General features: G+C 47.6%; 25 protein-coding genes. 19 read left to right on the plus strand and 6 right to left on the minus strand.

From position 1 onward, the window contains the following. Window positions 1–10 precede the first annotated feature (10 nt). The 6 genes from NFS43_RS11045 to NFS43_RS11070 all read left to right on the plus strand — a co-directional run bounded on the left by NFS43_RS11045 (window position 11) and on the right by NFS43_RS11070 (window position 4,782). Window positions 11–1,933, plus strand: coding sequence for a molybdopterin biosynthesis protein (locus tag NFS43_RS11045; protein ID WP_251551725.1), 1,923 nt, complete (start codon window positions 11–13; stop codon window positions 1,931–1,933). Window positions 1,934–1,945: 12 nt separating this feature from the next. Continuing rightward, the gene (locus NFS43_RS11050) at window positions 1,946–2,413 is read left to right on the plus strand and encodes a molybdenum cofactor biosynthesis protein MoaE (protein ID WP_251551726.1); all 468 of its coding nucleotides are present in this window, start codon (window positions 1,946–1,948) and stop codon (window positions 2,411–2,413) included. Then, window positions 2,406–2,639: a molybdopterin converting factor subunit 1 gene (gene moaD / locus NFS43_RS11055; RefSeq protein WP_251551795.1), complete on the plus strand. Its 234-nt coding sequence runs from the start codon at window positions 2,406–2,408 to the stop codon at window positions 2,637–2,639. The genes NFS43_RS11050 and moaD overlap by 8 nt, the downstream gene beginning before the upstream one ends. Window positions 2,640–2,837: 198 nt before the next feature. After that, a complete protein-coding gene (locus NFS43_RS11060) occupies window positions 2,838–3,860 on the plus strand; it encodes a thiazole biosynthesis adenylyltransferase ThiF (protein WP_251551727.1) in 1,023 nt (340 codons plus the stop codon). 258 nt (window positions 3,861–4,118) lie between these two features. Then, the gene (locus NFS43_RS11065; protein WP_251551728.1) at window positions 4,119–4,394 is read left to right on the plus strand and encodes a YwdI family protein; all 276 of its coding nucleotides are present in this window, start codon (window positions 4,119–4,121) and stop codon (window positions 4,392–4,394) included. A gap of 16 nt (window positions 4,395–4,410) precedes the next feature. Then, a complete protein-coding gene (locus NFS43_RS11070) occupies window positions 4,411–4,782 on the plus strand; it encodes a DUF423 domain-containing protein (RefSeq protein WP_251551729.1) in 372 nt (123 codons plus the stop codon). 37 nt (window positions 4,783–4,819) lie between these two features. Here the strand turns inward: NFS43_RS11070 and gerQ are convergent, their stop codons facing one another. Both gerQ and hemQ read right to left on the minus strand, forming a co-directional pair. After that, the gene (gene gerQ, locus NFS43_RS11075) at window positions 4,820–5,329 is read right to left on the minus strand and encodes a spore coat protein GerQ (RefSeq protein ID WP_251551730.1); all 510 of its coding nucleotides are present in this window, start codon (window positions 5,327–5,329) and stop codon (window positions 4,820–4,822) included. Window positions 5,330–5,568: 239 nt separating this feature from the next. Continuing rightward, window positions 5,569–6,318, minus strand: coding sequence for a hydrogen peroxide-dependent heme synthase (gene hemQ, locus NFS43_RS11080; RefSeq protein ID WP_251551731.1), 750 nt, complete (start codon window positions 6,316–6,318; stop codon window positions 5,569–5,571). A 268-nt stretch (window positions 6,319–6,586) separates the two neighbouring features. Between hemQ and pta the strand changes: the two genes are divergently transcribed. Both pta and lipL read left to right on the plus strand, forming a co-directional pair. Then, on the plus strand, window positions 6,587–7,558 hold the full coding sequence (pta, locus tag NFS43_RS11085; protein ID WP_251551732.1) for a phosphate acetyltransferase: 972 nt from the start codon (window positions 6,587–6,589) through the stop codon (window positions 7,556–7,558). Window positions 7,559–7,657: 99 nt separating this feature from the next. Beyond that, window positions 7,658–8,482: an octanoyl-[GcvH]:protein N-octanoyltransferase gene (gene lipL / locus NFS43_RS11090; protein WP_251551733.1), complete on the plus strand. Its 825-nt coding sequence runs from the start codon at window positions 7,658–7,660 to the stop codon at window positions 8,480–8,482. An 85-nt stretch (window positions 8,483–8,567) separates the two neighbouring features. Here the strand turns inward: lipL and NFS43_RS11095 are convergent, their stop codons facing one another. Continuing rightward, window positions 8,568–9,320 carry an RsfA family transcriptional regulator gene (locus NFS43_RS11095; RefSeq protein ID WP_251551734.1) on the minus strand — a complete coding sequence of 251 codons (753 nt, stop codon included), beginning with the start codon at window positions 9,318–9,320 and terminating at the stop codon, window positions 8,568–8,570. A gap of 353 nt (window positions 9,321–9,673) precedes the next feature. Between NFS43_RS11095 and NFS43_RS11100 the strand changes: the two genes are divergently transcribed. The 4 genes from NFS43_RS11100 (at window position 9,674) to NFS43_RS11115 (ending at window position 12,366) form a co-directional block, all read left to right on the plus strand. Next, complete coding sequence (locus tag NFS43_RS11100; protein WP_251551735.1) at window positions 9,674–9,895, plus strand: YuzB family protein; 222 nt, start codon at window positions 9,674–9,676, stop codon at window positions 9,893–9,895. Window positions 9,896–10,170: 275 nt separating this feature from the next. Continuing rightward, window positions 10,171–11,466: an HD domain-containing protein gene (locus NFS43_RS11105; RefSeq protein WP_251551736.1), complete on the plus strand. Its 1,296-nt coding sequence runs from the start codon at window positions 10,171–10,173 to the stop codon at window positions 11,464–11,466. A gap of 34 nt (window positions 11,467–11,500) precedes the next feature. Further along, a complete protein-coding gene (locus tag NFS43_RS11110) occupies window positions 11,501–12,022 on the plus strand; it encodes a YwgA family protein (RefSeq protein WP_251551737.1) in 522 nt (173 codons plus the stop codon). Between the two features lie 131 nt (window positions 12,023–12,153). Further along, window positions 12,154–12,366 (plus strand): hypothetical protein, encoded by a 213-nt coding sequence (locus NFS43_RS11115; protein WP_251551738.1) that lies wholly within the window; start codon window positions 12,154–12,156, stop codon window positions 12,364–12,366. 57 nt (window positions 12,367–12,423) lie between these two features. On the opposite strand, the gene NFS43_RS11120 is transcribed toward NFS43_RS11115, so the two are convergent. After that, on the minus strand, window positions 12,424–12,741 hold the full coding sequence (locus NFS43_RS11120; RefSeq protein WP_251551739.1) for a 2-hydroxymuconate tautomerase: 318 nt from the start codon (window positions 12,739–12,741) through the stop codon (window positions 12,424–12,426). 104 nt (window positions 12,742–12,845) lie between these two features. Between NFS43_RS11120 and NFS43_RS11125 the strand changes: the two genes are divergently transcribed. Together NFS43_RS11125 and NFS43_RS11130 are read left to right on the plus strand one after the other, a co-directional pair. After that, on the plus strand, window positions 12,846–13,496 hold the full coding sequence (locus NFS43_RS11125; RefSeq protein WP_251551740.1) for a site-2 protease family protein: 651 nt from the start codon (window positions 12,846–12,848) through the stop codon (window positions 13,494–13,496). 16 nt (window positions 13,497–13,512) lie between these two features. After that, entirely contained in the window at window positions 13,513–14,025 is a 513-nt protein-coding gene (locus tag NFS43_RS11130; protein WP_251551741.1) for a YwhD family protein, read from the plus strand. Between the two features lie 138 nt (window positions 14,026–14,163). Here the strand turns inward: NFS43_RS11130 and NFS43_RS11135 are convergent, their stop codons facing one another. After that, window positions 14,164–16,236, minus strand: coding sequence for a transglycosylase domain-containing protein (locus NFS43_RS11135; protein ID WP_251551742.1), 2,073 nt, complete (start codon window positions 16,234–16,236; stop codon window positions 14,164–14,166). Between the two features lie 483 nt (window positions 16,237–16,719). Between NFS43_RS11135 and speE the strand changes: the two genes are divergently transcribed. The 5 genes from speE (at window position 16,720) to NFS43_RS11160 (ending at window position 21,257) form a co-directional block, all read left to right on the plus strand. Continuing rightward, on the plus strand, window positions 16,720–17,550 hold the full coding sequence (gene speE, locus NFS43_RS11140; protein WP_251551743.1) for a spermidine synthase: 831 nt from the start codon (window positions 16,720–16,722) through the stop codon (window positions 17,548–17,550). Between the two features lie 92 nt (window positions 17,551–17,642). Beyond that, window positions 17,643–18,515: an agmatinase gene (speB, locus tag NFS43_RS11145; protein ID WP_251551744.1), complete on the plus strand. Its 873-nt coding sequence runs from the start codon at window positions 17,643–17,645 to the stop codon at window positions 18,513–18,515. Window positions 18,516–18,744: 229 nt separating this feature from the next. Beyond that, on the plus strand, window positions 18,745–19,164 hold the full coding sequence (locus NFS43_RS11150; protein ID WP_251551745.1) for a YwiB family protein: 420 nt from the start codon (window positions 18,745–18,747) through the stop codon (window positions 19,162–19,164). After that, the gene (argS, locus tag NFS43_RS11155) at window positions 19,161–20,831 is read left to right on the plus strand and encodes an arginine--tRNA ligase (RefSeq protein ID WP_251551746.1); all 1,671 of its coding nucleotides are present in this window, start codon (window positions 19,161–19,163) and stop codon (window positions 20,829–20,831) included. The genes NFS43_RS11150 and argS overlap by 4 nt, the downstream gene beginning before the upstream one ends. A 246-nt stretch (window positions 20,832–21,077) precedes the next feature. Beyond that, a complete protein-coding gene (locus NFS43_RS11160) occupies window positions 21,078–21,257 on the plus strand; it encodes an H-type small acid-soluble spore protein (RefSeq protein WP_251551747.1) in 180 nt (59 codons plus the stop codon). A gap of 102 nt (window positions 21,258–21,359) precedes the next feature. On the opposite strand, the gene NFS43_RS11165 is transcribed toward NFS43_RS11160, so the two are convergent. Further along, window positions 21,360–22,274, minus strand: a complete 915-nt coding sequence (locus NFS43_RS11165; RefSeq protein ID WP_251551748.1) for a phospholipase D-like domain-containing protein — start codon at window positions 22,272–22,274, stop codon at window positions 21,360–21,362. Window positions 22,275–22,277: the final 3 nt, after the last annotated feature.

Consider the following 22,277-nt stretch of genomic DNA (forward strand, 5'->3'; position numbering starts at 1 on the left):
GAGAGTAGGAATGGAACAGCAAAAATTCAAACGAAAAGTTTATTTGGAGGACAAGCCCCGGGACAAAGCCAGAGAAGAACTGCTGGAAGCCTTCAGTCTGACTCCTGAAATCGAGACCATCCCCGTCACAGAGGCATTAGGACGAGTCACAGCCGAACCGATTTATGCCCGTGTATCGACGCCGCATTACCACGCCTCGGCAATGGACGGCGTGGCGGTGATCGCTGAGAGCACCTATGAGGCGCATGAGCAAAACCCGCTATTTTTGAAAAATGGCAGCCAGTTTGTCTATGTTGATACAGGTAATGCAATTCCTTCTCCGTTTAATGCGGTGATTATGATTGAAAACGTCCAAATTGTCGATGACGAAACGATCGAGATCATCGAGCCGGCAACGCCTTGGCAGCATATCCGCCCAATCGGTGAGGATATCGTCCAAGAAGAAATGCTGTTTCCACAGGGCCATATCTTGCGGCCTGCGGACCTGGGCATTTTGCTGGCTTCTCAGGAGCTCGTGGTCCGTGTTGTGAAAAAGCCGGTCGTGACCGTCATTCCCACAGGCAATGAATTGGTGGAAGCTGGTTTGGAAATGGTCCCCGGGAAGATTGTAGAATTCAATGGGACGGTATTCAGCAGCTTCATTAAAGAATGGGGCGGAGAACCGCGGCTTCATAAGATTGTCAAAGACGAACCGGAACAAATCAGGAAAGTCCTGTTAGAAGCGGCTCAAACGTCAGACATCATCGTTATCAATGCTGGTTCTTCTGCAGGGCGGAAGGATTTTACGGCCCATATTATCGGCGGAATCGGCACCGTGTTTACCCATGGAGTGGCAGCCCGTCCAGGCAAGCCAGTTATTTTAGGAAAAATTAACGGCACCATCGTGGTTGGAGTGCCTGGCTACCCTGTATCCGCTTATTTGGCGTTAGAGTGGTTTGTCCGGCCGCTGATCTGCAAGTATTTGCAAATACCTGAGCCGAAGCGGCAAACCATCCAGGTGAAACTGGGACGGCGGATTGTCTCATCCATGGGGGCGGAGGACTTTGTCCGGATGAATATCGGCTATATCAATGGCCAATTTGTGGCCAATCCGCTGACAAGAGCAGCGGGAGTCACGATGTCCTATGTCAGGGCAGACGGCCTGTTAATTGTTCCGCCTGACGTGATTGGCTATGAGCAGGGAGAAATGGCGGAGGTGGAGCTGCTCCGGCCGCTGGAGGAAATCAAGAGTGCCATAACGGTGACTGGCAGCCATGACATGACGATTGACCTATTGTCCTCCCATTTGAAGCGAGTGAGGACGGAGATGCGAATCGTTTCGTCCCATGTCGGCAGCATGGCAGGAATCATGGCGATCCGTAAAGGCGAGGCCCATGTGGCGGGCATTCATTTATTAGATCCGGAAACAAAGGTTTATAATATATCATATGTGAAAAAAATGCTGGCTGGACAGGATGTGGTTCTGTACCCATTTTTGAAACGGAAGCAGGGCTGGATTCTTCCGGCTGGAAATCCGCTTGGGATTGGGTCCGTTGTGGATTTGCCACGGGCAGGCGCCAATTTTGTCAACAGGCAAAAAGGGGCCGGCACAAGAATCCTGTTTGATCTGCTCCTGGAAGAGGCGGGGCTGGACCCGGAAGACATTACCGGCTATGACCGCGAGATGTTTTCCCACTTAGCTGTCGCGGCAGAAGTGAAAGGCGACCGTCATGGAGCGGGTCTCGGAATTTATCCGGCTGCTAAGTCGATGGGCTTGGAATTTATTCCGGTGGCGGATGAGGAATATGACCTGCTGATGACGCGCCAATTCTACGAAAGCGAAGCCGGCAGGCTGCTGGTCAGCATTATTCAATCGCCGGCCTTTAAGGCGCAGGTGGAAGCAATCGGCGGCTATGAAGTGGTAGAAAATGCCCAGCCCAAAAGCTTGGACTAAGAGGTGATTTGATTGAAATATTACGAAATCTCGAAAGAACCGATTCAAATACAAGAAGTGATTGATAAGGTGGTCCAGCGCGAAGCTGGCGCCATTACGACATTTATCGGCACCGTCCGGGAATTGACGCAGGGGAAAAAGACGTTGTTTTTAATCTATGAAGCGTATGAACCAATGGCGGTGAAGAAGCTCGAGCAAATTGGCCGGGAAATCGAGGAGCGCTGGGAAGGTGCCAAGGTGGCGATTACCCACCGTGTCGGCCGCCTCGACATTACCGATGTTGCGGTGGTGATTGCGGTTTCAACACCGCACCGTGCTGATGCCTATGAAGCCAATCGTTATGCGATTGAACGAATTAAAGAAATTGTTCCGATTTGGAAAAAGGAGCATTGGGAAGACGGCGAAGAATGGATCGGCAATCAGCTGGAGACGGTCGCTTATCCAAGCGGCAAGCCGGAGGAGGATGACTTGCATGAATAAGGTATTATTTTTCGCCCATCTGCGCGATGCAGTCGGGGAAGAGTCCCTAACGCTGGATGCGGGCGGGAAAACGGTAGCTGAGTTGAAGGCTGATTTGGCAGCGAGCTACAACCTTCCGAAGATGGATACCGTGATGACGGCTATCAATGAGGAGTTTGCCTCGAACGATGAAGTCATCCAGGACGGCGATGAGATTGCGTTTATTCCGCCAGTCAGCGGCGGCTGATTTGCTTAGGGTTTGCCGATTCGCAAATAAAAGGCGGCAATTCGCAAATAAGAGGTTAAAATTCGCGAATAAGCCATCTGAATTCGCAAATAAAAGGTTTATCTTGGCGTAATATAGATTTTTACAGGAAGAGAATTCTTGAAAGGCCCTGAAAAGCTCGCCATTTGGCGAGTTTTCTTTAAAAAAGGGGGGGAACCAATGAACGAACGCTATTCACGGCAAATCCTCTTTCCGGGAATTGGCCAAGACGGCCAGGAAAAGATCCGTCATAAGCATGTGTTAATAATTGGCGCAGGAGCGCTTGGATCAGGAAATGCGGAGGTGCTGGCCCGGGCCGGAGCCGGTAAAATCACGATTATTGACCGGGACTATGTCGATGCCAGCAACCTGCAGCGCCAGCAGCTTTATACGGAGGCCGATGTGGCTGAAAAAATGCCAAAGGCAGCGGCAGCGGAAAAAAGGCTGCGGGCGATTAATTCAGATGTCAGCATTCGGTCAATTATTGGCGATGCCACAGCCGAAATGCTGGAGGAATTGGCTCGGGACGGTGTCGATGTGATGATCGATGCGACCGACAATTTTGAAACCCGGATGATGATGAATGATGTGGCGCAAAAATACAAGATTCCTTGGATTTACGGGGCATGTGTCGGCAGCTTTGGCATGAGTTTTTCGATTATTCCTGAAAAAACGCCGTGCTTAAATTGTTTGCTCCGCTCGATTCCACTCCAGGGGATGACCTGCGATACGGGAGGAATTATCGCTCCGGCTGTCCAGATGGTCATTGCCCACCAAACCGCGGAAGCGCTCAAGATGCTGGCTGAGGATTGGGAGGCCATTCGAACAACGTTTGTCAGCTTTGATTTGTGGAGAAACCAGTATGCGAGTTTGAAAATGTCCAAAGCGAAATTTGCTGGCTGCTTATCCTGCGGCGAGGAGCGGACTTATCCATACCTTGACCAAGAGAATTGGACGAAGACGTCGGTGTTATGCGGCCGTGACACCGTCCAAATCCGCCCTTCCACTTCAGGTGAGGTCTCATTGGAGCAGCTTGCCGGTCAGTTAAGCTCGCTTGGCTATGCTGTTAAAGGCAATCCCTATTTAATTTCGGTCGACATGGGCGGCCAGCGGATGGTGATTTTTCAAGATGGCCGCGCCCTGATTCATGGAACGAAGGACATCACGCAAGCGAAATCGATTTACCAGAGAATCTTGGGATAACAATGAAGGACTCCTCAGCGGGGTCCATTTTGATTTATTCGGCAAAATTGGGGCGGGATTCTACATAATTTAAAGGAATTCTACAAATTTAGGGGCCGATTCTACAAAAATTGGATCATGCTGGTGGACGGAGGCTGGAACCTGTCTTGATTCGACGTGTTTCACGTGAAACAAGAGAAAATTGTCGGGTTAATTTTTTGAAAAAAATCACTGCTCATGTAGAATAGAATGAGACTGTAAAATTTGAGGTGCCGTTTCGTGAATATATCCGTTCAAAAACTGTTATCAAAAATAGAAGAAGAGTTAAAGCAGGCCCAAACCGCCCAAAAGGAAGAAAGCTTGCGGGAAAAGGTTTACTCTATCAAAATACTATGCGAATTGATTCTCGATGAAAAATCGGCGGGCAGCGCCAAGCCAATGCCGGTGGCGCCGATGGTTCAGCCTGCTGTTTTTCAGCAGCCGGCATCCTTGAACCAGCCAAAGAAACTCGAGCTTGGGGATGAAGCAAATGGCGATTCGCTGTTTGATTTTTAAAAAAGGGGGAACTGTGATGAAGTTATTTATTATCGCGGGTGCGGTCAACGCCTTTTTGGCAGTCGCCTTGGGGGCGTTTGGGGCACATGGATTAAAGGACAAGCTGGATGCCTATTATTTGGGAATCTGGGAAACAGGTGTGCAATATCAGATGTTTCATGCCGCTGGGTTGTTAGTAGTGGGCCTGTTGATTGGAAAAATGGCAGCCACTCCGTTGTTTACCTGGTCCGGCTGGCTGATGCTCGCTGGCATTATCCTGTTCAGCGGCAGCCTGTATGTATTAAGCTTGACCAAGGTCAGTGTCTTAGGGGCGATTACCCCTCTTGGCGGGGTCTGTTTTTTAGCAGCCTGGCTGCTGATGGTCATTGGTGCAGCTAAATATTTATAAAAAAGGTATTGGGGACTTTCCCAATACCTTTTTTCAATTACCTCGGCGGAAAAGTACTTAAGTTCGGACCGCCGCCGTATGGATATTCGTATTCGATTTCCTCGTCAAAGGTGATATAATCAACAGCCACCATTGGAATTAAGAAACGCCGGCCGGTTTGCGGATCACTTAAGATCACATGGTCTCTTCCTGCCGCTTCAATAATGCCGGTGAATTCCTTTGAATTCCATTGCGTGCTTCCTTCGAATGTGGCAAACAAATGAACAAGCTTTCCTTTGTTTAACCGCAAAATATTTTCAATATAGGATTGCTCAATCGGCAGCATGCCAGGCACTTGGGCGCCTGCCCCGCCTGAAGGTGCAGCCGGAGCGATTGCCCCTCCCGTTCCTGCTGGCGGGAATTGCGGAAATCCAGTTGGCTGCCCTGGGTACATTCCCGCTGCCCCGATCGGCCCACCTAAAGAACCTGCCATTGGCTGGCCTGCCTGCTGCCCTGCTGCCCCGGTGGTAAAAGGCTGCATACCTTGGGGATTGTAAAATTGGCTCATTTTTTTCCCTCCTAAAAAATGAATAAATGAATCATTGGCCCAACAGTGTATTCATACTCCCAAAAATGCAAAATGGTGACCCGTTTGGAAGAAAATTTTTGCTTTTCTCACCTTAGGAAAATTTGAAAAGATTCGCTGTTTTAATAGTATGAAGTGAGGGGCACATATATGCCAATATCCATAGGGGAAAAAGCAAAAAGTTCCCGGACTTGCTGGGAACTTTTTAGATGGTTATATAGTTATAATTGAAGGAAGCTTACGACCCGGTCTTCATCTAATAGATTGCCGACAAAGAAGGCACCAAACTCGCCGTAGCGGGCGCTTACTTCATCGAAACGCATTTCATAAACAAGCTTTTTAAACTGCAGGACATCATCAGCAAATAAGGTAACGCCCCACTCGTAATCATCAAAGCCCACGGAGCCCGTGATGATTTGTTTCACTTTGCCAGCGTAGGAACGGCCAATCATGCCATGGCTGTGCATCAATTTGCGGCGATCCTCCATCGGCAGCATGTACCAGTTGTCATTGCCTTGGCGGCGCTTATCCATCGGGTAAAAACAAACATATTTTGATTTTGGCAATGTTGGATAAAGGCGGGCCTGGACATGTGGATTTTTGTAAGGATCCGCACTTGAATCCGCTGGCAGATAGCTGCTTAGTTCCACAACAGACACATAGGAAAAGGCCGGAACCGTAAATTCCGCCAATTTGCTTTTATTGAATTCCGTTTCGATTTCATTCAATTCTTCCATGGTCGGACGGAGAATCATCATCATGAAATCCGCTTTTTGGCCAACAATCGTATATAAAGCATGGCTGCCTTCTTTACGTTCTTGCACAGTATTCCATTTTTCGACGAGACCTAGAAACTCGTGGATGGCAGCTTGGCGCTCTTCGCTTGGGACCATCTTCCAAGTGGACCAATCAATTGTCCGGAAATCATGCAAACAGTACCAGCCATCGAGCGTTTGTGCGGCTTCACTCATTATCATCACTCCTATGTCATGATTCTTCATTATCATACTAACTATATCATAGTTTGACCAAGACTTGCTTTTATGAAACTCGCTTGTTCGTCAAATTCTGCAAACCATGGATATTATGAATGGATCATGAGAATAGTAAAAGAGTGAGCGAAATTTTTGCAATTAATTGATTTTTTTATGTAAACGCTGTCTGTGACTTTGTTTGCTTGAAATTTTACCATGGTAAAGTATGCTAATAATTGGAGCTTTTATTTAGGAGGGTTACATAGTGAGCGATTTATTTGAGGGATTAAAGCAGAAAATTTCTGGACGCGACCTGCGAATTGTTTTTCCAGAAGGCTTGGATGAGCGGATTGTCAAAGCCTGCGGTCGATTGGCAGAAGAAAAATTAATAACGCCGATTTTAATCGGAAATGTGGAGCAGGTTCAGGCGAAAGCGGGAGAGCTGGGCGTTTCATTGGATAATGCCGAGATTTATGACCCAGCAAGCTATGCAGGCATGGACGAGCTAGTGGCTGCATTTGTGGAGCGCCGTAAAGGGAAAGCAACCGAGGAGGATGCCCGCAAAATGCTGCTCGATGAAAACTACTTTGGCACGATGCTGGTTTATCTAAATAAAGCAAACGGCCTTGTCAGCGGTGCGGCCCATTCAACAGCTGATACAGTGCGCCCGGCCTTGCAAATTATTAAAACCAAAGCAGGCGTAAAAAAGACATCCGGCGTGTTTATCATGGTTCGCGGCGACGAGAAGTATGTGTTTGCGGATTGCGCCATCAATATTGCGCCAGACAGCATGGATTTGGCGGAGATTGCGATTGAAAGTGCGAAGACTGCCCAAATGTTTGATATGGATCCGCGCGTTGCGATGCTGAGCTTCTCCACTAAGGGTTCTGCAAAATCACCTGAGACCGAGAAAGTGGCAGAGGCTGTAGCAGAAGCGAAGCGCCGTGCCCCTGAGCTCGTGCTGGATGGCGAGTTCCAGTTTGATGCAGCGTTTGTTCCATCTGTTGCCAAAAGCAAGGCACCAGGTTCTGTTATCCAAGGGGATGCCAATGTGTTTATTTTCCCAAGCCTTGAGGCAGGAAATATCGGCTATAAAATTGCTCAGCGCTTAGGCGGTTTTGAAGCAGTAGGTCCGATTTTACAAGGTTTAAACGGTCCGGTGAACGACTTGTCACGCGGCTGTAATGAAGAAGATGTGTACAAGCTGGCGCTGATTACGGCGGCACAAGGATTGTAATCGAATGGGGAGGAGCTGGTTCCATGGGAGCTGGCTCTTTTTTTGCTTAGTTTTTATATGCTAAAATAGCCCTATCTAAGTTTGCAAGGAGTTATTATTATGGAAAGTTTACTGCACCAGCCAGAATGGCGGATGATAGACCAGTCCTCTGTGGGTCCGCATTTTCAAGCGTTACAGTCATTCGGCATGGATGATACCTTATGTGCCTCCGTCGGGGCCGGCCAGGCACCGGCTACTGCCCGCACATGGGTTCATCATAATACGATTGTACTGGGCATCCAGGATACGAAACTGCCATTTTTGCAGGATGGGCTGCAATTTTTAAAACGGGAAGGCTGGCAGCCGATTGTGAGGAATTCAGGCGGTCTGGCTGTTGTGCTGGATGAAGGGGTTCTTAATCTATCGTTAATTTTGCCGGAAGCCGAGAAAGGCATCGATATTAACCGCGGGTATGACACCATGTGGCGGTTAATCCAAGAAATGTTTGCCGATTTTCCGCAGCCGATTGAGGCACGTGAAATTGTCGGATCGTATTGTCCCGGGAGCTATGACCTCAGCATCGGCGGCAGGAAGTTTGCCGGCATTTCGCAGCGGCGGCTAAGAAAGGGCGTGGCGGTGCAAATCTATCTTTGTGTCAATGGCAGCGGCAGCCAACGGGCGGAATTGATAAGGGAATTTTACCGGCTCGCCAAACGGGAGCAGGAAACCAAATTTGATTATCCTGAAATCAAGCCCGAAGTGATGGCCTCCCTATCAGAGCTGCTCAATATGCAGCTTTCTGTCGGCGATGTCATGCTCCGGCTCTTGACCCAGCTGAAGCAAAACAGCGATCGGCTCTATGCTGGACAACTGAACGCGGTTGAACTGGAACTCCTGCCAGGCTATTATCAAAGAATCGTAGACCGGAATCAGAAATTTTTGTGAAGCAAAAAACCGTAAATCCTGTTCATTCGGATTTACGGCTTTTTTTGGTAGGATGCTGTTTTGGTTCTCCTCTTGTCTCTGCCTGTTATTCTGCCACTTTTTCCAGGTTTCCGTTCCGGTCCATTTTGAATTTGGTGGCAGGTCTTTCTTCTTCCTCAAATAGGACCAGTTTGCGGGCACGGTTCATGATTTTCATTAAGGTCTCGTAATCTTCCTGCATCGTTACGGAATTTTCCTCGAGGCTCTTCACCTTTTCACCTAGTTCTTCATTTTGCTTCTTTAAATCGGCGATTTCCCGCTTCAATCTTTCATTCTCGGTTTTTAATACTTCATTTTGCAGATTGGAATGTTTAAAGTTTTCCAAGTAGGCAATCACGCTGTCTATGGTCATTCCCGATACGGCTGGGGCTGGGCGGTACACTTGTACGGCAGGCTGTACATAGGTTTCTTCCGCCATTTCGGCTGCCAGGCTGCCTGTTTCCATTTCTGCTGTTTCCATGGATTCTGGTGCCATTTCTGCTTGAATCGGCAATGCATCTAAATCGGACGCTTGCGGTACAGGCGGCTGATACAGCAGTTTTTTCTTTCCGCCCTGGTCTCTCCCTAGGATTCTTTGCCTTTGTTTCCGCTGTTTTTTGGCCAATGCCAAGGCTTTTTCATATTGATGGCGGACAACGGCGTTCCATCTGAATCCGCAGGCCGCAGAGGTGCGATTGAGCTTGTCCCCTACTTCCTCAAATGCATTCAGCTGGGTGCTTCCTTCTCTGACATGGCGGAGGACCGTTTCAGCCAGAAGAAGATCGTTTTCTTCTGTCCATGCATCTTGACGAACTTTCATTTTTTTCATCTCCCTAAACATAATTTCCGAATAAAAGGGCCAGAACTAAGTCTGACTAAATTTTTAAAAAGTTCTAGTCTTAGGATGGACAAGTTTTTTGGGCTTTATACCAAATTGTTAAAAGGATAATAGATTTTTTTATCCGCTGACCAAGGCTCGTGCGTGTTTCTTATAGATTGCTAAAGATTGCAACTTGCATAACCTAATCAGAAACTGTAAAATACCTTAGGAGTTAAACGGCCGAAATCGTATGTAAACGGGCTGTTTTTTAAAATGAAGTTTTGGGTGAAAATCCACGAACCTAGTGGGATAAACTATGATAAATAGATTGAACGCAGAAAGGGTTGTACCAAATGCCAAACGAATTTCGCGTTTGCGACGATTGTCAGGCGGTAAATTTAAAGACATTGATCCCTCGGTTGAAAGAAATCGATCCGGATGCTGAAATCAAAATCGGCTGCCAGTCTTACTGCGGACCTGGCCGGAAAAAGACCTTTGCCTTCGTGAATAACCGTCCTTTAGCCGCCCTGACGGAAGAAGAATTAATGGAAAAAATCAATAAAAAACTAAAATAAGCAGACACGCCAGCCTAAACGTTCGGAACTGGCTGTCTAACGAATCACCTTCTGCTGCATCTAAAAGGTGATTTTTTCTTTGTATCATAACGCTGGCCAGGGAGCTTCCGCTTTTCGAATTTGTCGAAAAATGCTGGGGAATTTTGCTGAACTGCAGGAGGATTTTGGGATATAATAGAAAAAAGTGCTTGTGATTAGCGAACGGTTTCGCAGAAGTTTTAATAGTGGAAACAAGAAGCCGATCGGCCGCGAGAGGAAAAGGAAGAGGGAACTGCATGGATTATTCGGCGGAAAAACTAAGCGAAGAGAAAGTATTTAAAGATCCGGTACATCGCTATGTCCATGTGCGGGACCGGGTGATCTGGGATTTAATCGGAACAAAGGAATTTCAGCGTTTGCGGCGGATCAAACAGCTGGGAACAACGTTTTTGACCTTCCATGGAGCAGAGCACAGCCGGTTTAGCCATTCTCTGGGCGTCTATGAAATTATTCGCAGGATCATCGATGATGTATTTGCCGGCAGACCGGAATGGAATGATGGGGACCGTCTTCTTGCCTTGTGCGCAGCCCTGCTTCACGACCTGGGGCATGGCCCGTTTTCCCATGCGTTTGAAAAAGTCTTCGGTTTTGACCATGAAGACTTTACCAGGGCGATTATTTTAGGAAACACGGAAGTGAATCAAGTTTTGGCAAAGGTAGAGGCTGATTTTCCTAAACAAGTCGCTGAGGTGATTGCTAAAACCTCGGAAAAGAAACTGGTCGTCAGCCTGATTTCCAGCCAAATTGACGCTGACCGGATGGATTATCTGCAGCGGGATGCCTATTTCACCGGGGTGAGCTACGGCCAGTTTGATATGGAGCGGATCCTGCGGGTCATGCGCCCGAGAGAGGACCAGTCCGTGATCAAAAAGAGCGGAATGCACGCGGTAGAGGATTATATCATGAGCCGGTATCAAATGTACTGGCAGGTCTATTTCCACCCGGTTTCCCGCAGCGCCGAGGTCATTTTAACGAAAATCCTGCACCGTGCGAAGCAGTTATTCAAGGAAAATTACACGTTTAAATACGAACTGGTTCATTTTATCTCATTGTTCCGTGAGCAAGTGACATTAGAAGACTATTTAAAATTGGATGAATCCGTGATTATGTACTATTTCCAAATCTGGCAGGAAGAGCAGGATCTTATTTTGAGCGACCTGTGCAAGCGGTTTGTCAATCGGAATTTGTTTAAATATGCGGAGTTTGACCCTGCCCGCGAATACAAAAAGCTGGCGCAATTGACCACGCTGTTTATGAAAGCGGGGATCGATCCTGATTACTACTTAGTTGTCGATTCCTCTTCCGATCTTCCGTATGATTTTTACCGGCCAGGAGAGGAAGAAGAGCGGCTGCCGATTCATCTGCTGATGGAGAACGGCGACCTCAGGGAGCTGTCCCGCGAATCGGAAATTGTTGATGCGATTTCAGGCAAAAGACGAACGGACCATAAGCTGTATTACCCGGCTGAAGTAATCGAGGATGACTCGACGGAAGCGGAATGGAAAAGGCAGATCCGCAGCCTGTTAAACTAGAGATTTGTGTAAATGGACGAGGAGATGACGAACATTGCTAAATGACCATGCGAAGCTGATGCAGGCAATCAGGGTGTCCGGAGAAATTGTCGGCAGAAAGAAGCTGCAGAAGATGATTTATATTGCGAAAAAAATAGATTTTCCGTTTCAGGACCGGTTCCAGTTTCATTTTTACGGCCCTTACTCAGAGGAATTGACGACCCGGGTCGAGGAGCTGTGCAATATGGGCTTTCTCAATGAGGTGAAGGAAAAAAAAGGCGGATATTTCCAATACCGCTATACGCTGACAGAGGAAGGCAAGGAGTTTTTAAGCCTGAATCAAGTGGAAATGCCCCATTTGGAGGACATTCTGACCGATATGAATGGCCAGAATGCTAGATTCCTTGAGCTTGTGTCTACGGTCTTGTATTTTGATAATCTTTCAAAGGAAGAAGTGGCCGACAAGGTGTTTACCTTAAAAAGCAGCCAGCGCTATACGCTAGAGGAAATTGACGAAGCCTATCAGTATATTGAGGCACTAAAAGGCAAGACAGCCGCCTCAGCCGAAGTGAACTAACGAATGCCAGGACCGAACATAGGGTCCGGCGTTTTTTTTGGTATCTAAATGGAATAATTTGTTTGAATATACTACTTTTTCCTGAAATTTGGTATGATTTGACTAGGACTTTTACTTAGGGGGACTAAAAAATGATTATTGGAGCAATCGCAGTTTGTATACCCATTGTGGCGATAGTAACAGCCCATTTTCAAAGTCAGGCAAAGATAAAGGCAGCGATGCTGAAGGATCAGCTGGAGCTGGAGCGAATTAAACAGCAGAACTTTATCATGGAAACAGAGAAAATGAGACTGGAGCTTCAAAAAATGACGCTGGATCAGCCGAAGGATGAGTTTAAATTATAAGGAGATTTTTTAAAAGAGTGTGGACGAGTTGAAGTCCACACTCTTTTATGGATGGGGCTATTGGTCGCTGGCTCTGACGCCGGCAACACCGTAATGGTTTTTGGACATTTCCTCAATAAACACGGTAACCTTTTCTTTCGGTGCACCGGTTGTTTCGCTGACAGCTTCGGTCACTTTTTCAACAAGTGCCCGCTTTTGGTCATCGGAACGGCCTTCCAGCATTTTGACTGTTACATACGGCATATCGGATTCCTCCTTATTTGTTTTGGCATAAGGCTGCGGGTGCCAATGCTGCTCTCGTGATCGTTCTCCAAGCCTTTGCTTTTCCTTTGTAGTGTTCCATAAAAGAGCGAAAAGTGCAACAATTGGCGGCACATATATTTTCTTTTTTATCAGGCAATCATGTATACTAAAAAGTAAAGCGCAGCCGCTGGGGGAGCCTGAAAAAAGACAGACCCGTTACAGGAAGGAGAAACCAATTGGAACAATTTTTAGCTTATCCAATTAAATTGATTCCTTATGTCGCGATCACTTTGATATTTGCTTTTACGTTTCACGAATTTGCTCATGCCTTTGTGGCTTATAAATTTGGGGATACGACCGCTCAAAAGCAGGGGCGGCTTACGTTAAATCCAATCAAACATCTCGATCCGATTGGAACGATTTTAATTTTTATTGCTGGTTTTGGCTGGGCAAGACCGGTTCCAGTGAACCGGTTCTTTTTTAAAAAGCCAAGGCTTGCCGGGGTTTTGGTATCTGTTGCCGGACCGCTGTCCAATCTGATTTTGGCGTGCATTGGGTTTATGATTGGCTATGGATTCAATCGATTCGGTGCCGGCACTTCCGATCATTTTATGGTGTTTATCAACATTTTCATTAATTTGAACATTGTTCTGTTCATTTTTAACTTGATCCCGCTGCCGCCTCTCGATGGCTATCGAATTATCGAAGATTTAATGCCCCATGACATACGGGCGAAAATGACCCAATATGAACAGTATGGGATGCTGATTTTTCTCATATTAGTCATTACCCCGCTGGACAATTACACGATTCAGCCGATTTTTAATATTGTCGTCCCATGGGTTGCGGGCGGATTAAGTGACTTTTTCTTCAGTTTGTTTTTTTAAGGAGGTTTAAGCAGCAATGGAGGAAAAAAAGAAAAAACTCGGATTTAATATTATCAAGCCGGAGGACCCGATGAAGGGCCATAAAGGCTATGGCGCGGGGGTCCTGAGCTTGGACAATATCTCGCCAGTGATCATCGATATTGAAGCGGGCGAGGCAGAAATTGATGTCGGGGCGATGCATGCCCGCAGTGCTGTTGAGAAAGGGATTAAGTTCCTGAAGAGCCAGGAAGAGGTTCCAAATGGGAAGCCGTATTGGCTTGTCTGGGTGACGATTGACCGCACCGAAGAGGGGCCGTATTATGCTGGTGTGACAGCCTGCTATATGACAGTGGACCGTTCGATCCGCCGCGGCTACAAATCACTGCCGGAACATGTGAACCGCATGGATAAATCGCTGAAGCGCCATATTATCGTCGATCATATGGATGGAAAATCAAAGCGGATTTTAGCGGAGTTTTTGCGCAGCCACAATGAGGATCTTTGGAATAATTCCACGGATGAGCTGAAACAGGGACTGCTTGCGGAGTGATATTTTTTCAAAAAAATAATTGAGCGCAATCGCTTGTAGTTTTATAAAAAAATGGTACGATATAAGCAGTGTGAAAGCACTGTAAAACTAGGACAGGAAAAGGCTCCGGGGAATTCCCCGGAGCCTTTTCTATTTATATTAGCTGCCCCATGGAAAAACCCGCTTGTACCATGGGACCTTTCTTTCCTTCGCTGATTTGTCCTGTGGAGCTTCGTCGCGGTCATGGATGTGCTCGGTGCAATAATCGGCAGGCTCGGTTCCTTTTTCAAAATAGGTGAAGCGCTTGACCGGGCAATCCTTCGTTGCCAGTTTGCCGGTTGCCGGATCTACATAAACGCCGATGACTCCTTCCTTCGGCGGCTTGAATGTTTTCACCGGCTTGCCGTCAAGGGCCTCCTCCATAAAATGCGCCCAGACGTTTTTCGCATAGGTTTTTTCGGCTGCCGCTTCAAAAGGCTTGCCAAGGTCATACCCTGCCCACACGGCGGTAACGAGCTGTGGTGAATAGCCAATCATCCAGCTGTCTGTTTCGGTGGAACCGGATTTGCCGGCATACGGCCTTGTCAATGTATCGACCACCGTGCTGCCGGTTACCTTGGCATAGCCATTGAGTTTCGGGTCAAACACACCGGTCAGCATCTGTGTCATGACAAATGCCTTTGCCGGATCCAGGACCTGCTCGGGCTCTTGCTTATTTTCAAAAATCACATTGCCGTTATAGTCTTCAACTCTTGTAATCAGGGTAGGTGTGACCTTTTTTCCGCCATTGGCCAGCAGGCTGTAGGCGTTGGCCATCTCGATCACCCTGACGCCGGATGTGCCTAAGGCGAGCGACGGCACTTTTTCCATTTTGGTCGATAGTCCAAATCTTTTCGCCGTGTCGATCAAGGTTTCTTCGCCCAGGAACAAGTGAGTTTTGACGGCAAAAATATTATCGGAAACGGCGAGTGCCTGAGCGAGGGTAATTTCCCCGTCGGCATATTTATTATTAAAATTATGCGGCGTATATTCGGCATTTCCATCGTCAAATTGGAAGGTCGTATATTCGCTCCGCATGGTCGACGATGGGGTGAAGCCATGCTCTAACGCCGCGTAGTAGAGCAGCGGCTTAATGGTGGATCCGGGCTGGCGGATGGCCTGAACAGCCCGGTTGAACGGGCTTTTTTCATAATCCCGTCCCCCCACCATTGCCTTCACATTTCCGTTTTTCGGGTCCATGGCAACGAGCCCGATTTGGATTTCTGACGAATCGGAAACATATTTGTTTGCTTCAAGTTCGGCTGCCTCCTGCTGTTTCAAATTCAGGGTGGTGTAAACTTTTAAGCCGCCCAGTGCAATGGTGCGGTCATCTAAACCAAGCTGATTTTTCAGCGCATTTTTGACAGCATCCTGAAAATAAGGGGCAATTTTGGCCTTTTTAGTATCATGTTCCCCGTTTAATTGGAGTTTTTGGCTGGCGGCCTGTTCCGCTTTATGTTTTGAAATATAGCCGTTTGTGACCATGCTTTGCAAGATGATTTTCTGGCGGGACTTGGCATTTTCCATCGAACTGAGCGGAGAATAAATTCCTGGTCCCTTAGGGATTCCAGCCAGCATGCTGGCTTCACTGAGAGTCAGCTTGGAGGCTGATTTTCCAAAATAGTACTGGCTGGCTGCTTCCACGCCATATGTGCCGTTGCCGTAGTAGATGGTATTTAAATAGCCTTCTAGAATCTGTTTTTTTGTATAATTCATTTCCAGACGGATCGTATAAAACGCTTCGAGCAGCTTGCGCTTCCATGTTTTATCGTGTTCGAGAAATAGGTTCCGCGCGTACTGCTGGGTGATGGTGCTGGCCCCTTGGACCTTGGCCATTGCTTTAAGATCGGCAAGGATGGCCCCGGCGACACGTTTGTAATCAAAGCCGTGGTGGCTGAAAAAGTTTTTGTCCTCAATGGAAATGGTCGCATCGACCAGATCTGGAGAAATATCTTCGAGCTTGGTCCAATAGCGTTTTTGGCCATTATTGGATTCGCCGACCAGTGTGCCGTCGTCGGCGAAAAACAGTGTCGACTGCGGAACAGCCAACGGCGGCGCCCCGAGTATTTTGGCATAGCCGAGGATGCCCATGATGAGTATGAACATACAAATCATGCCAATCAAGCCGATGAAAAAAAGTGCACGCAAGTATTTAACGGTTTTCCGAAACCCGTGATTTGTCATGATTTCCATGCTGTTCTCCCGCCCCCTCAAGTCTGAATTTCCCAGTGCCGATTCTCAGCTGGCTTCGCCGATTTAGCGGCTGGTGATATTTGTAAAAACATAGATAGTAATAGTATTGAAAAAAGAGTGTAGTTTTAAACCTATTTAGGATAAAAATCAAATACTTCATAAATTTTGCTAGACTTTTTTGTGTGTTTGTAATTCAATAGTTTGGGTAGTATAAAAGAAAAGCGGAAGCGCCCTGGTCAGCGTCGTATGGCCTGGAGTACTCCAACTGAGATAAAGGAAACACGAAGAGCCCGGGGCGATTCGATGTTGACTTATCGTAGGGCGGAGTACGAAGGACTTTAGACGCTAGGGCGCTGGAGCTGGACAATTTTCGAAGTCTTATTTTTACTCTAGTTGTAAAGAAAAGCGGAAGCGCCATTGGTAATGCTCTTCGTGTTCAATGTTTCATGCAGTAAAATTTACAATGAAAGAAGGAAGACGAATATGGGTGGACTTTGGTTTACTGAAAAGCAGACCGAGAACTTTGGCATTACGATGAAAGTGAATCGTACCTTACATACAGAGCAAACAGAGTTTCAAAAGCTGGATATGGTAGAAACGGAAGAATGGGGCAATATGCTGCTGCTGGATGGCATGGTGATGACGTCTGTCAGGGATGAATTTGTCTATCACGAAATGGTCGCCCACGTTCCATTGTTCACGCATCCGAACCCGGAGAATGTCCTGGTGGTCGGAGGCGGCGATGGCGGCGTTATCCGTGAAGTGCTCAAGCACCCCAACGTGAAGAAAGCAACTCTTGTCGATATTGATGGAAAGGTGATCGAGTACTCGAAGAAGTATCTGCCGGAGATTGCCGGCAAGCTCGATGATCCGCGTGTTGATGTCAGAGTCGATGACGGGTTCATGCATATCGCCAACAGCGACCAGGAGTATGACGTGATCATGGTGGATTCGACAGAACCAGTCGGCCCGGCGGTGAATCTATTCACGAAAGGATTTTATGCCGGAATCGCTAAAGCCTTAAAAGATGATGGCTTGTTTGTAGCACAGTCCGACAACCCATGGTTTAAAGCCGATTTAATCCGCAACGTCCAGCGCGATGTCCGTGAGATCTTCCCGATCACCCGCTTGTACCTGGCCAATATCCCAACCTATCCAAGCGGCCTATGGGCATTCACCATCGGATCCAAAAAATACGACCCGCTGGCAGCAGCCGATAACAGCTTCCACGAAATCGAAACCAAATACTACACCAAAGAACTACACAAAGCAGCATTCGTTCTGCCCAAATTTGTAGCAGACTTAGTGAAATAATGGGGACAGGCCCCCGCCGCAGTAATGCGTTAAAGTGATGGGGGACAGGCCCCGCAGCAAAGGGAGAGAGTTCCCAAGGAGGAGTTGTGTTTATGCGTTTTGATGAGACGTATTCAGGGAATGTGTTTATTAAGAGTCATCCTGTGCTGGAGGAGAGCCGGGTCGTGCTTTATGGGATGCCGATGGATTGGACGGTCAGTTTCCGTCCGGGTTCCCGGTTTGGCCCGACCAGGATTCGCGAGGTGTCACCAGGTTTGGAGGAGTATAGCCCTTACCTTGACCGTGAGCTAGATGACGTAAAATATTTTGATGCGGGTGATATTCCGCTGCCATTTGGCAACGCTCAGCGCAGCCTTGATATGATTGAAGAGTTTGTCGATCAGATCCTTGATGCCGGCAAATTTCCGCTTGGAATGGGCGGCGAGCACCTTGTTTCTTGGCCGGTCATGAAGGCTGTTTATAAGAAATACCCAGATTTGGCGATTATCCATTTTGATGCACATACTGATTTGCGTGAACAATATGAGGGCGAACCGCTGTCACACTCTACCCCAATCCGCAAGATTGCCGAGCATATTGGGCCAAAGAATGTTTATTCGTTTGGCATCCGTTCCGGCATGAAGGAAGAGTTCGAGTGGGCAAAGCAAAACGGCATGCATATCAGCAAATTCGAAGTGCTGGAACCGTTAAAACAGGTTCTGCCGCAGCTTGCCGGCCGTCCGGTTTATGTCACCATTGATATTGATGTCCTCGATCCGGCGCATGCGCCTGGAACCGGTACTGTCGATGCCGGCGGGATTACCTCTAAGGAGCTGCTGGCTTCCATCCACGAGATTGCCCGTTCCGAGGTCAACGTGGTCGGCGCCGACTTGGTCGAAGTGGCTCCGGTTTGGGACCCTTCAGAACAGACTGTTAACACCGCAAGCAAAATCATTCGTGAAATGCTGCTTGGCTGGGTCAAATAAACCCATAACCTTGAAGCGGATGCCTGTCCAAAATTTGGACAGGCATCTTTGATTTGTGCAGGCTCTATGTTTATAATGGATAAGTATGCATTTACAAGCTATCGTCAATGATAGAGACATCATATACAATAGAATGGCTGGTTTTAAAAGGAACGGGATCGTGCACTGGCGCTTTTTTTTAATGAAGCGGAAGAACCGTCCCATGATTCAGTTCGAGGAGGGATTCTGCTTGGCAAATGCGGAAATTCCGGTGAAAATTAAGGTGAAAACGACGATTGACCAGGAGGAGACAATGGAACTGGTCGTGTTTGGCCGCTATTTTCAAAAGGACAAAGCTTCCTATCTGCAGTATGAGGAAGCAATGGAGGAAGGCCGTGTCCGGACCATCGTGAAAATGTCGGCGGGAGATGCCTTGATTTTGCGCAGCGGTGCGGTGAAAATGCGGCTGCAATTTATCTTGCAAAAAAAGCTGCAGGGCAGCTATGAGATGCCATTTGGTATGTTTGAAACGACAACGAAGACGAAAAAATTGGAGTTTACCTATGAAAACGGCAGGGGCATGATGGATATCGTCTATGATTTTGCGATGCAGGGTGCACATGCCGGTACATATCATTTAGAAATTAGTTTTCAGGAGGACCAAGCATGAATATTGTTGAACAGACGCAAAGCAAATTAAAGGAAGAAATTCGCGCCGCAGTGCTGAAGGCCGGGCTGGCAGCCGAGGACCAGATTCCCGATGTGATCCTGGAGATCCCGAAGGAAAAGGCGCATGGCGACTACTCCACCAACATGGCCATGCAGCTTGCCCGCGTTGCGAAAAAAGCGCCGCGCATGATTGCTGAAGCGATCATTGAGCATTTTGACCGCTCCAAAGCTTCAATCGAAAAAATGGAAATTGCAGGTCCCGGCTTTATTAACGTCTTTATGAACAACAGCTATCTGACCGATTTAATTCCAGCTATCCTTGAGGCTGGGGAAAAATACGGCGAAACTACTGTTGGCGGCGGCCAAAAAATTCAAGTGGAGTTTGTTTCGGCCAACCCGACCGGTGACCTCCATCTTGGACATGCCCGCGGTGCGGCGGTCGGCGACTCGCTCTGCAATATTTTGGACAAGGCGGGATATAATGTTTCCCGTGAATATTATATTAATGACGCCGGCAACCAAATCAACAATCTGGCCCGTTCAGTTGAAGCCCGCTATTTCCAAGCGCTTGGCATGGAAAAGGACATGCCGGAGGACGGCTATCATGGTGCGGACATCGTGGAAATCGGCAAAAAACTTGCGGCAGAGTATGGCGATAAATTCGTCAATATGCCGGAAGAGGAACGGTTTGAATTTTTCCGCGATTACGGTCTGAAGACAGAAATGGCCAAATTGCAAAAGGATCTGGAGGATTTCCGTGTCCGCTTTGATGTGTGGTTCTCTGAAACCTCTCTTTATAAAAATGGCCAAATTGATGAGGCGCTCGCCGCCCTTCGCAAAACAGGCTATATTTATGAACAGGACGGGGCAACCTGGCTGCGGTCTACTGATTTCGGCGATGATAAAGACCGCGTGCTAATTAAACAGGATGGCTCGTATACCTATCTGACTCCCGATATCGCTTATCATAAAAACAAGCTTGACCGCGGCTTTGAAAAATTGATCAATATTTGGGGTGCAGACCATCACGGCTATATCCCGCGGATGAAAGCAGCGATTCAGGCACTCGGCTATGACCGCGAGGCGCTCGAGGTGGAAATCATCCAGCTCGTTCATTTGTATAAGAATGGCGAGAAGATGAAAATGAGTAAACGGACTGGAAAAGCCGTTACGATGCGGGACTTGGTCGATGAGGTCGGCCTCGATGCGACACGTTATTTCTTTGCGATGCGCAGTTCTGATACCCATCTTGATTTTGATTTGGATCTGGCGGTATCACAATCGAATGAAAACCCGGTATATTATGCCCAGTATGCCCATGCCCGGATTTGCTCGATTTTGCGTTCCGGTGAGGAGCAAGGCATGACGGCGGATACAAACGCTGATTTTTCTTTGGTTGGGGCTGAAAAGGAAATGGACCTGCTGAAGAAGCTCGGCGAGTTCCCTGCGGCTGTAGGAGAAGCGGCCCTGAAGCGGGTGCCGCATCGGATTACCAATTATATCAATGAATTGGCATCGGCATTCCATAGCTTTTATAATGCAGAAAAAGTGCTCGACCCTGAGCAGCCGGAGCGGACGAAGGCCCGCCTCGCGCTGGTAAAGACAGTACAAATTTCATTGAAAAATGCATTGGCATTAATCGGTGTTTCTGCTCCGGAAAAAATGTAAGGCTTATGGAGGCTCTCTCATTAGACATGGGAGGGCCTTTTTTGCATTTATCAGTAAAAAAATCGATATTTCAGCAAAAATTTTAATATATCGGGAAAAAAATCAATATATCAGTAAAACTGAGCATATATCGGGAAAAGCAAAGGAACCGCTATTTTCGCAGCCAAAAAATTCCTAAAACATGAATACCATCCAAAAAAATGCAAATATTATTAAAGACTTTTCAGTGAGGAGTGAACCGCACGCATGAATGTAGGAAGAGCAAAGGAAATCCTGGAATCTGCAGATATGATTAACGTGACCTATGAAGGAGCACCGGTCATTATCCAGCACATAGACGAAGCAGCCAAAATGGCCCGGATCTACTCAAGAAAAGACCCAGAAAACGAGCAAGACGTCCCAGTACTATACCTCATCGAAGAATAAAACAAGTCTCCGAAACCAAGTCGGAGACTTCTTTTTGCGGGGACAGTCCCCCAGCGCATTAAAGCGTTACCACAGCGGGGGACAGTCCCCAAAGGCACTTTCTTATAGGAAGAAGGTGAGGGCTTTGGCGGCTGCTTCTTTTAGGGAGCGGGCGAGGCTGGGTTTGTTAAGTTTATCTAGTGACAGCGGTTCAGAGTCGAGGATGTCTTTGTTTAAGATGGCCATAAGGCGTTCAATAAATTGGCGGTCATAGATGTAGCAATTGATTTCTTTGTTTAAAAAGAAACTCCGATTGTCAAAGTTTGCCGTCCCCACGTCGCAGATCTTATCATCAACCACAATGACTTTAGCGTGGTAAAATCCTTTTTTATACTGATAAACCTGAGCCCCTTCCTGCAGCAGTACCCGCAAAAACCGGAACGATGCTTCCTGGACCAATGGGTGGTCTGCCGTATAGGGCGTCAGGATCGTAAGGCTGACGCCGCGCCGCAGCGCCTCGATCAGCTCGCTGAACAATTTTTTGCTCGGGATAAAATACGGCGAACCGATGATAATCGCCCGCTCAGCCTGCCTGATCAGCCTGATTTGCCTCCCTTCAAGCTGTCCGGCTTCCGTTGGCACCAGCCGGTGGCGGATGGACCCTTGAGACAACTTAGGGAAATAGCCGGGGTCCCGCTGCAAATCCTCCCCAGCCGCTAACCGCCAATCAATAAAAAACTCACTCTGCAAAAAATTTACGCCCTCGCCAGTCATTTTTAAATGGTAATCGCGCCACGGGCACAGCTTTGGATCCTGATCAATATACTCTTTTCCGATGTTAAACCCGCCAAGATAACCGATTTTTCCATCAATAATCGAAATCTTCCGGTGATTGCGCACCTGTGACGTATAGAAAAGATACGGAAACCGGACCTGGTTGCAATAGGCAAACTGGACCCCTGCCTGTGTGAGCGCATGAACCTCGGCTTTTTTTACCTTCAAGCCGCCAAGCCGGTCCACAAGCAGCCGGACCTCCACGCC

The sequence above is a fragment of the Neobacillus muris genome (assembly GCF_943193175.1).
GTDB classification, from domain to species: Bacteria; Bacillota; Bacilli; order Bacillales; family Cytobacillaceae; genus Neobacillus; species Neobacillus muris.

Bases quoted from the DNA above. Each gene is read 5' to 3' on its own strand.
- NFS43_RS11045 (WP_251551725.1), top strand. From the start codon at position 11: ATGGAACAGCAAAAATTCAAACGAAAAGTTTATTTGGAGGACAAGCCC.
- moaD (WP_251551795.1), top strand. From the start codon at position 2,406: ATGAATAAGGTATTATTTTTCGCCCATCTGCGCGATGCAGTCGGGGAA.
- NFS43_RS11060 (WP_251551727.1), top strand. From the start codon at position 2,838: ATGAACGAACGCTATTCACGGCAAATCCTCTTTCCGGGAATTGGCCAA.
- NFS43_RS11070 (WP_251551729.1), top strand. From the start codon at position 4,411: ATGAAGTTATTTATTATCGCGGGTGCGGTCAACGCCTTTTTGGCAGTC.
- gerQ (WP_251551730.1), bottom strand. From the start codon at position 5,329: ATGAGCCAATTTTACAATCCCCAAGGTATGCAGCCTTTTACCACCGGG.
- hemQ (WP_251551731.1), bottom strand. From the start codon at position 6,318: ATGAGTGAAGCCGCACAAACGCTCGATGGCTGGTACTGTTTGCATGAT.
- lipL (WP_251551733.1), top strand. From the start codon at position 7,658: ATGGAAAGTTTACTGCACCAGCCAGAATGGCGGATGATAGACCAGTCC.
- NFS43_RS11095 (WP_251551734.1), bottom strand. From the start codon at position 9,320: ATGAAAGTTCGTCAAGATGCATGGACAGAAGAAAACGATCTTCTTCTG.
- NFS43_RS11100 (WP_251551735.1), top strand. From the start codon at position 9,674: ATGCCAAACGAATTTCGCGTTTGCGACGATTGTCAGGCGGTAAATTTA.
- NFS43_RS11105 (WP_251551736.1), top strand. From the start codon at position 10,171: ATGGATTATTCGGCGGAAAAACTAAGCGAAGAGAAAGTATTTAAAGAT.
- NFS43_RS11115 (WP_251551738.1), top strand. From the start codon at position 12,154: ATGATTATTGGAGCAATCGCAGTTTGTATACCCATTGTGGCGATAGTA.
- NFS43_RS11130 (WP_251551741.1), top strand. From the start codon at position 13,513: ATGGAGGAAAAAAAGAAAAAACTCGGATTTAATATTATCAAGCCGGAG.
- NFS43_RS11135 (WP_251551742.1), bottom strand. From the start codon at position 16,236: ATGGAAATCATGACAAATCACGGGTTTCGGAAAACCGTTAAATACTTG.
- speE (WP_251551743.1), top strand. From the start codon at position 16,720: ATGGGTGGACTTTGGTTTACTGAAAAGCAGACCGAGAACTTTGGCATT.
- speB (WP_251551744.1), top strand. From the start codon at position 17,643: ATGCGTTTTGATGAGACGTATTCAGGGAATGTGTTTATTAAGAGTCAT.
- argS (WP_251551746.1), top strand. From the start codon at position 19,161: ATGAATATTGTTGAACAGACGCAAAGCAAATTAAAGGAAGAAATTCGC.
- NFS43_RS11160 (WP_251551747.1), top strand. From the start codon at position 21,078: ATGAATGTAGGAAGAGCAAAGGAAATCCTGGAATCTGCAGATATGATT.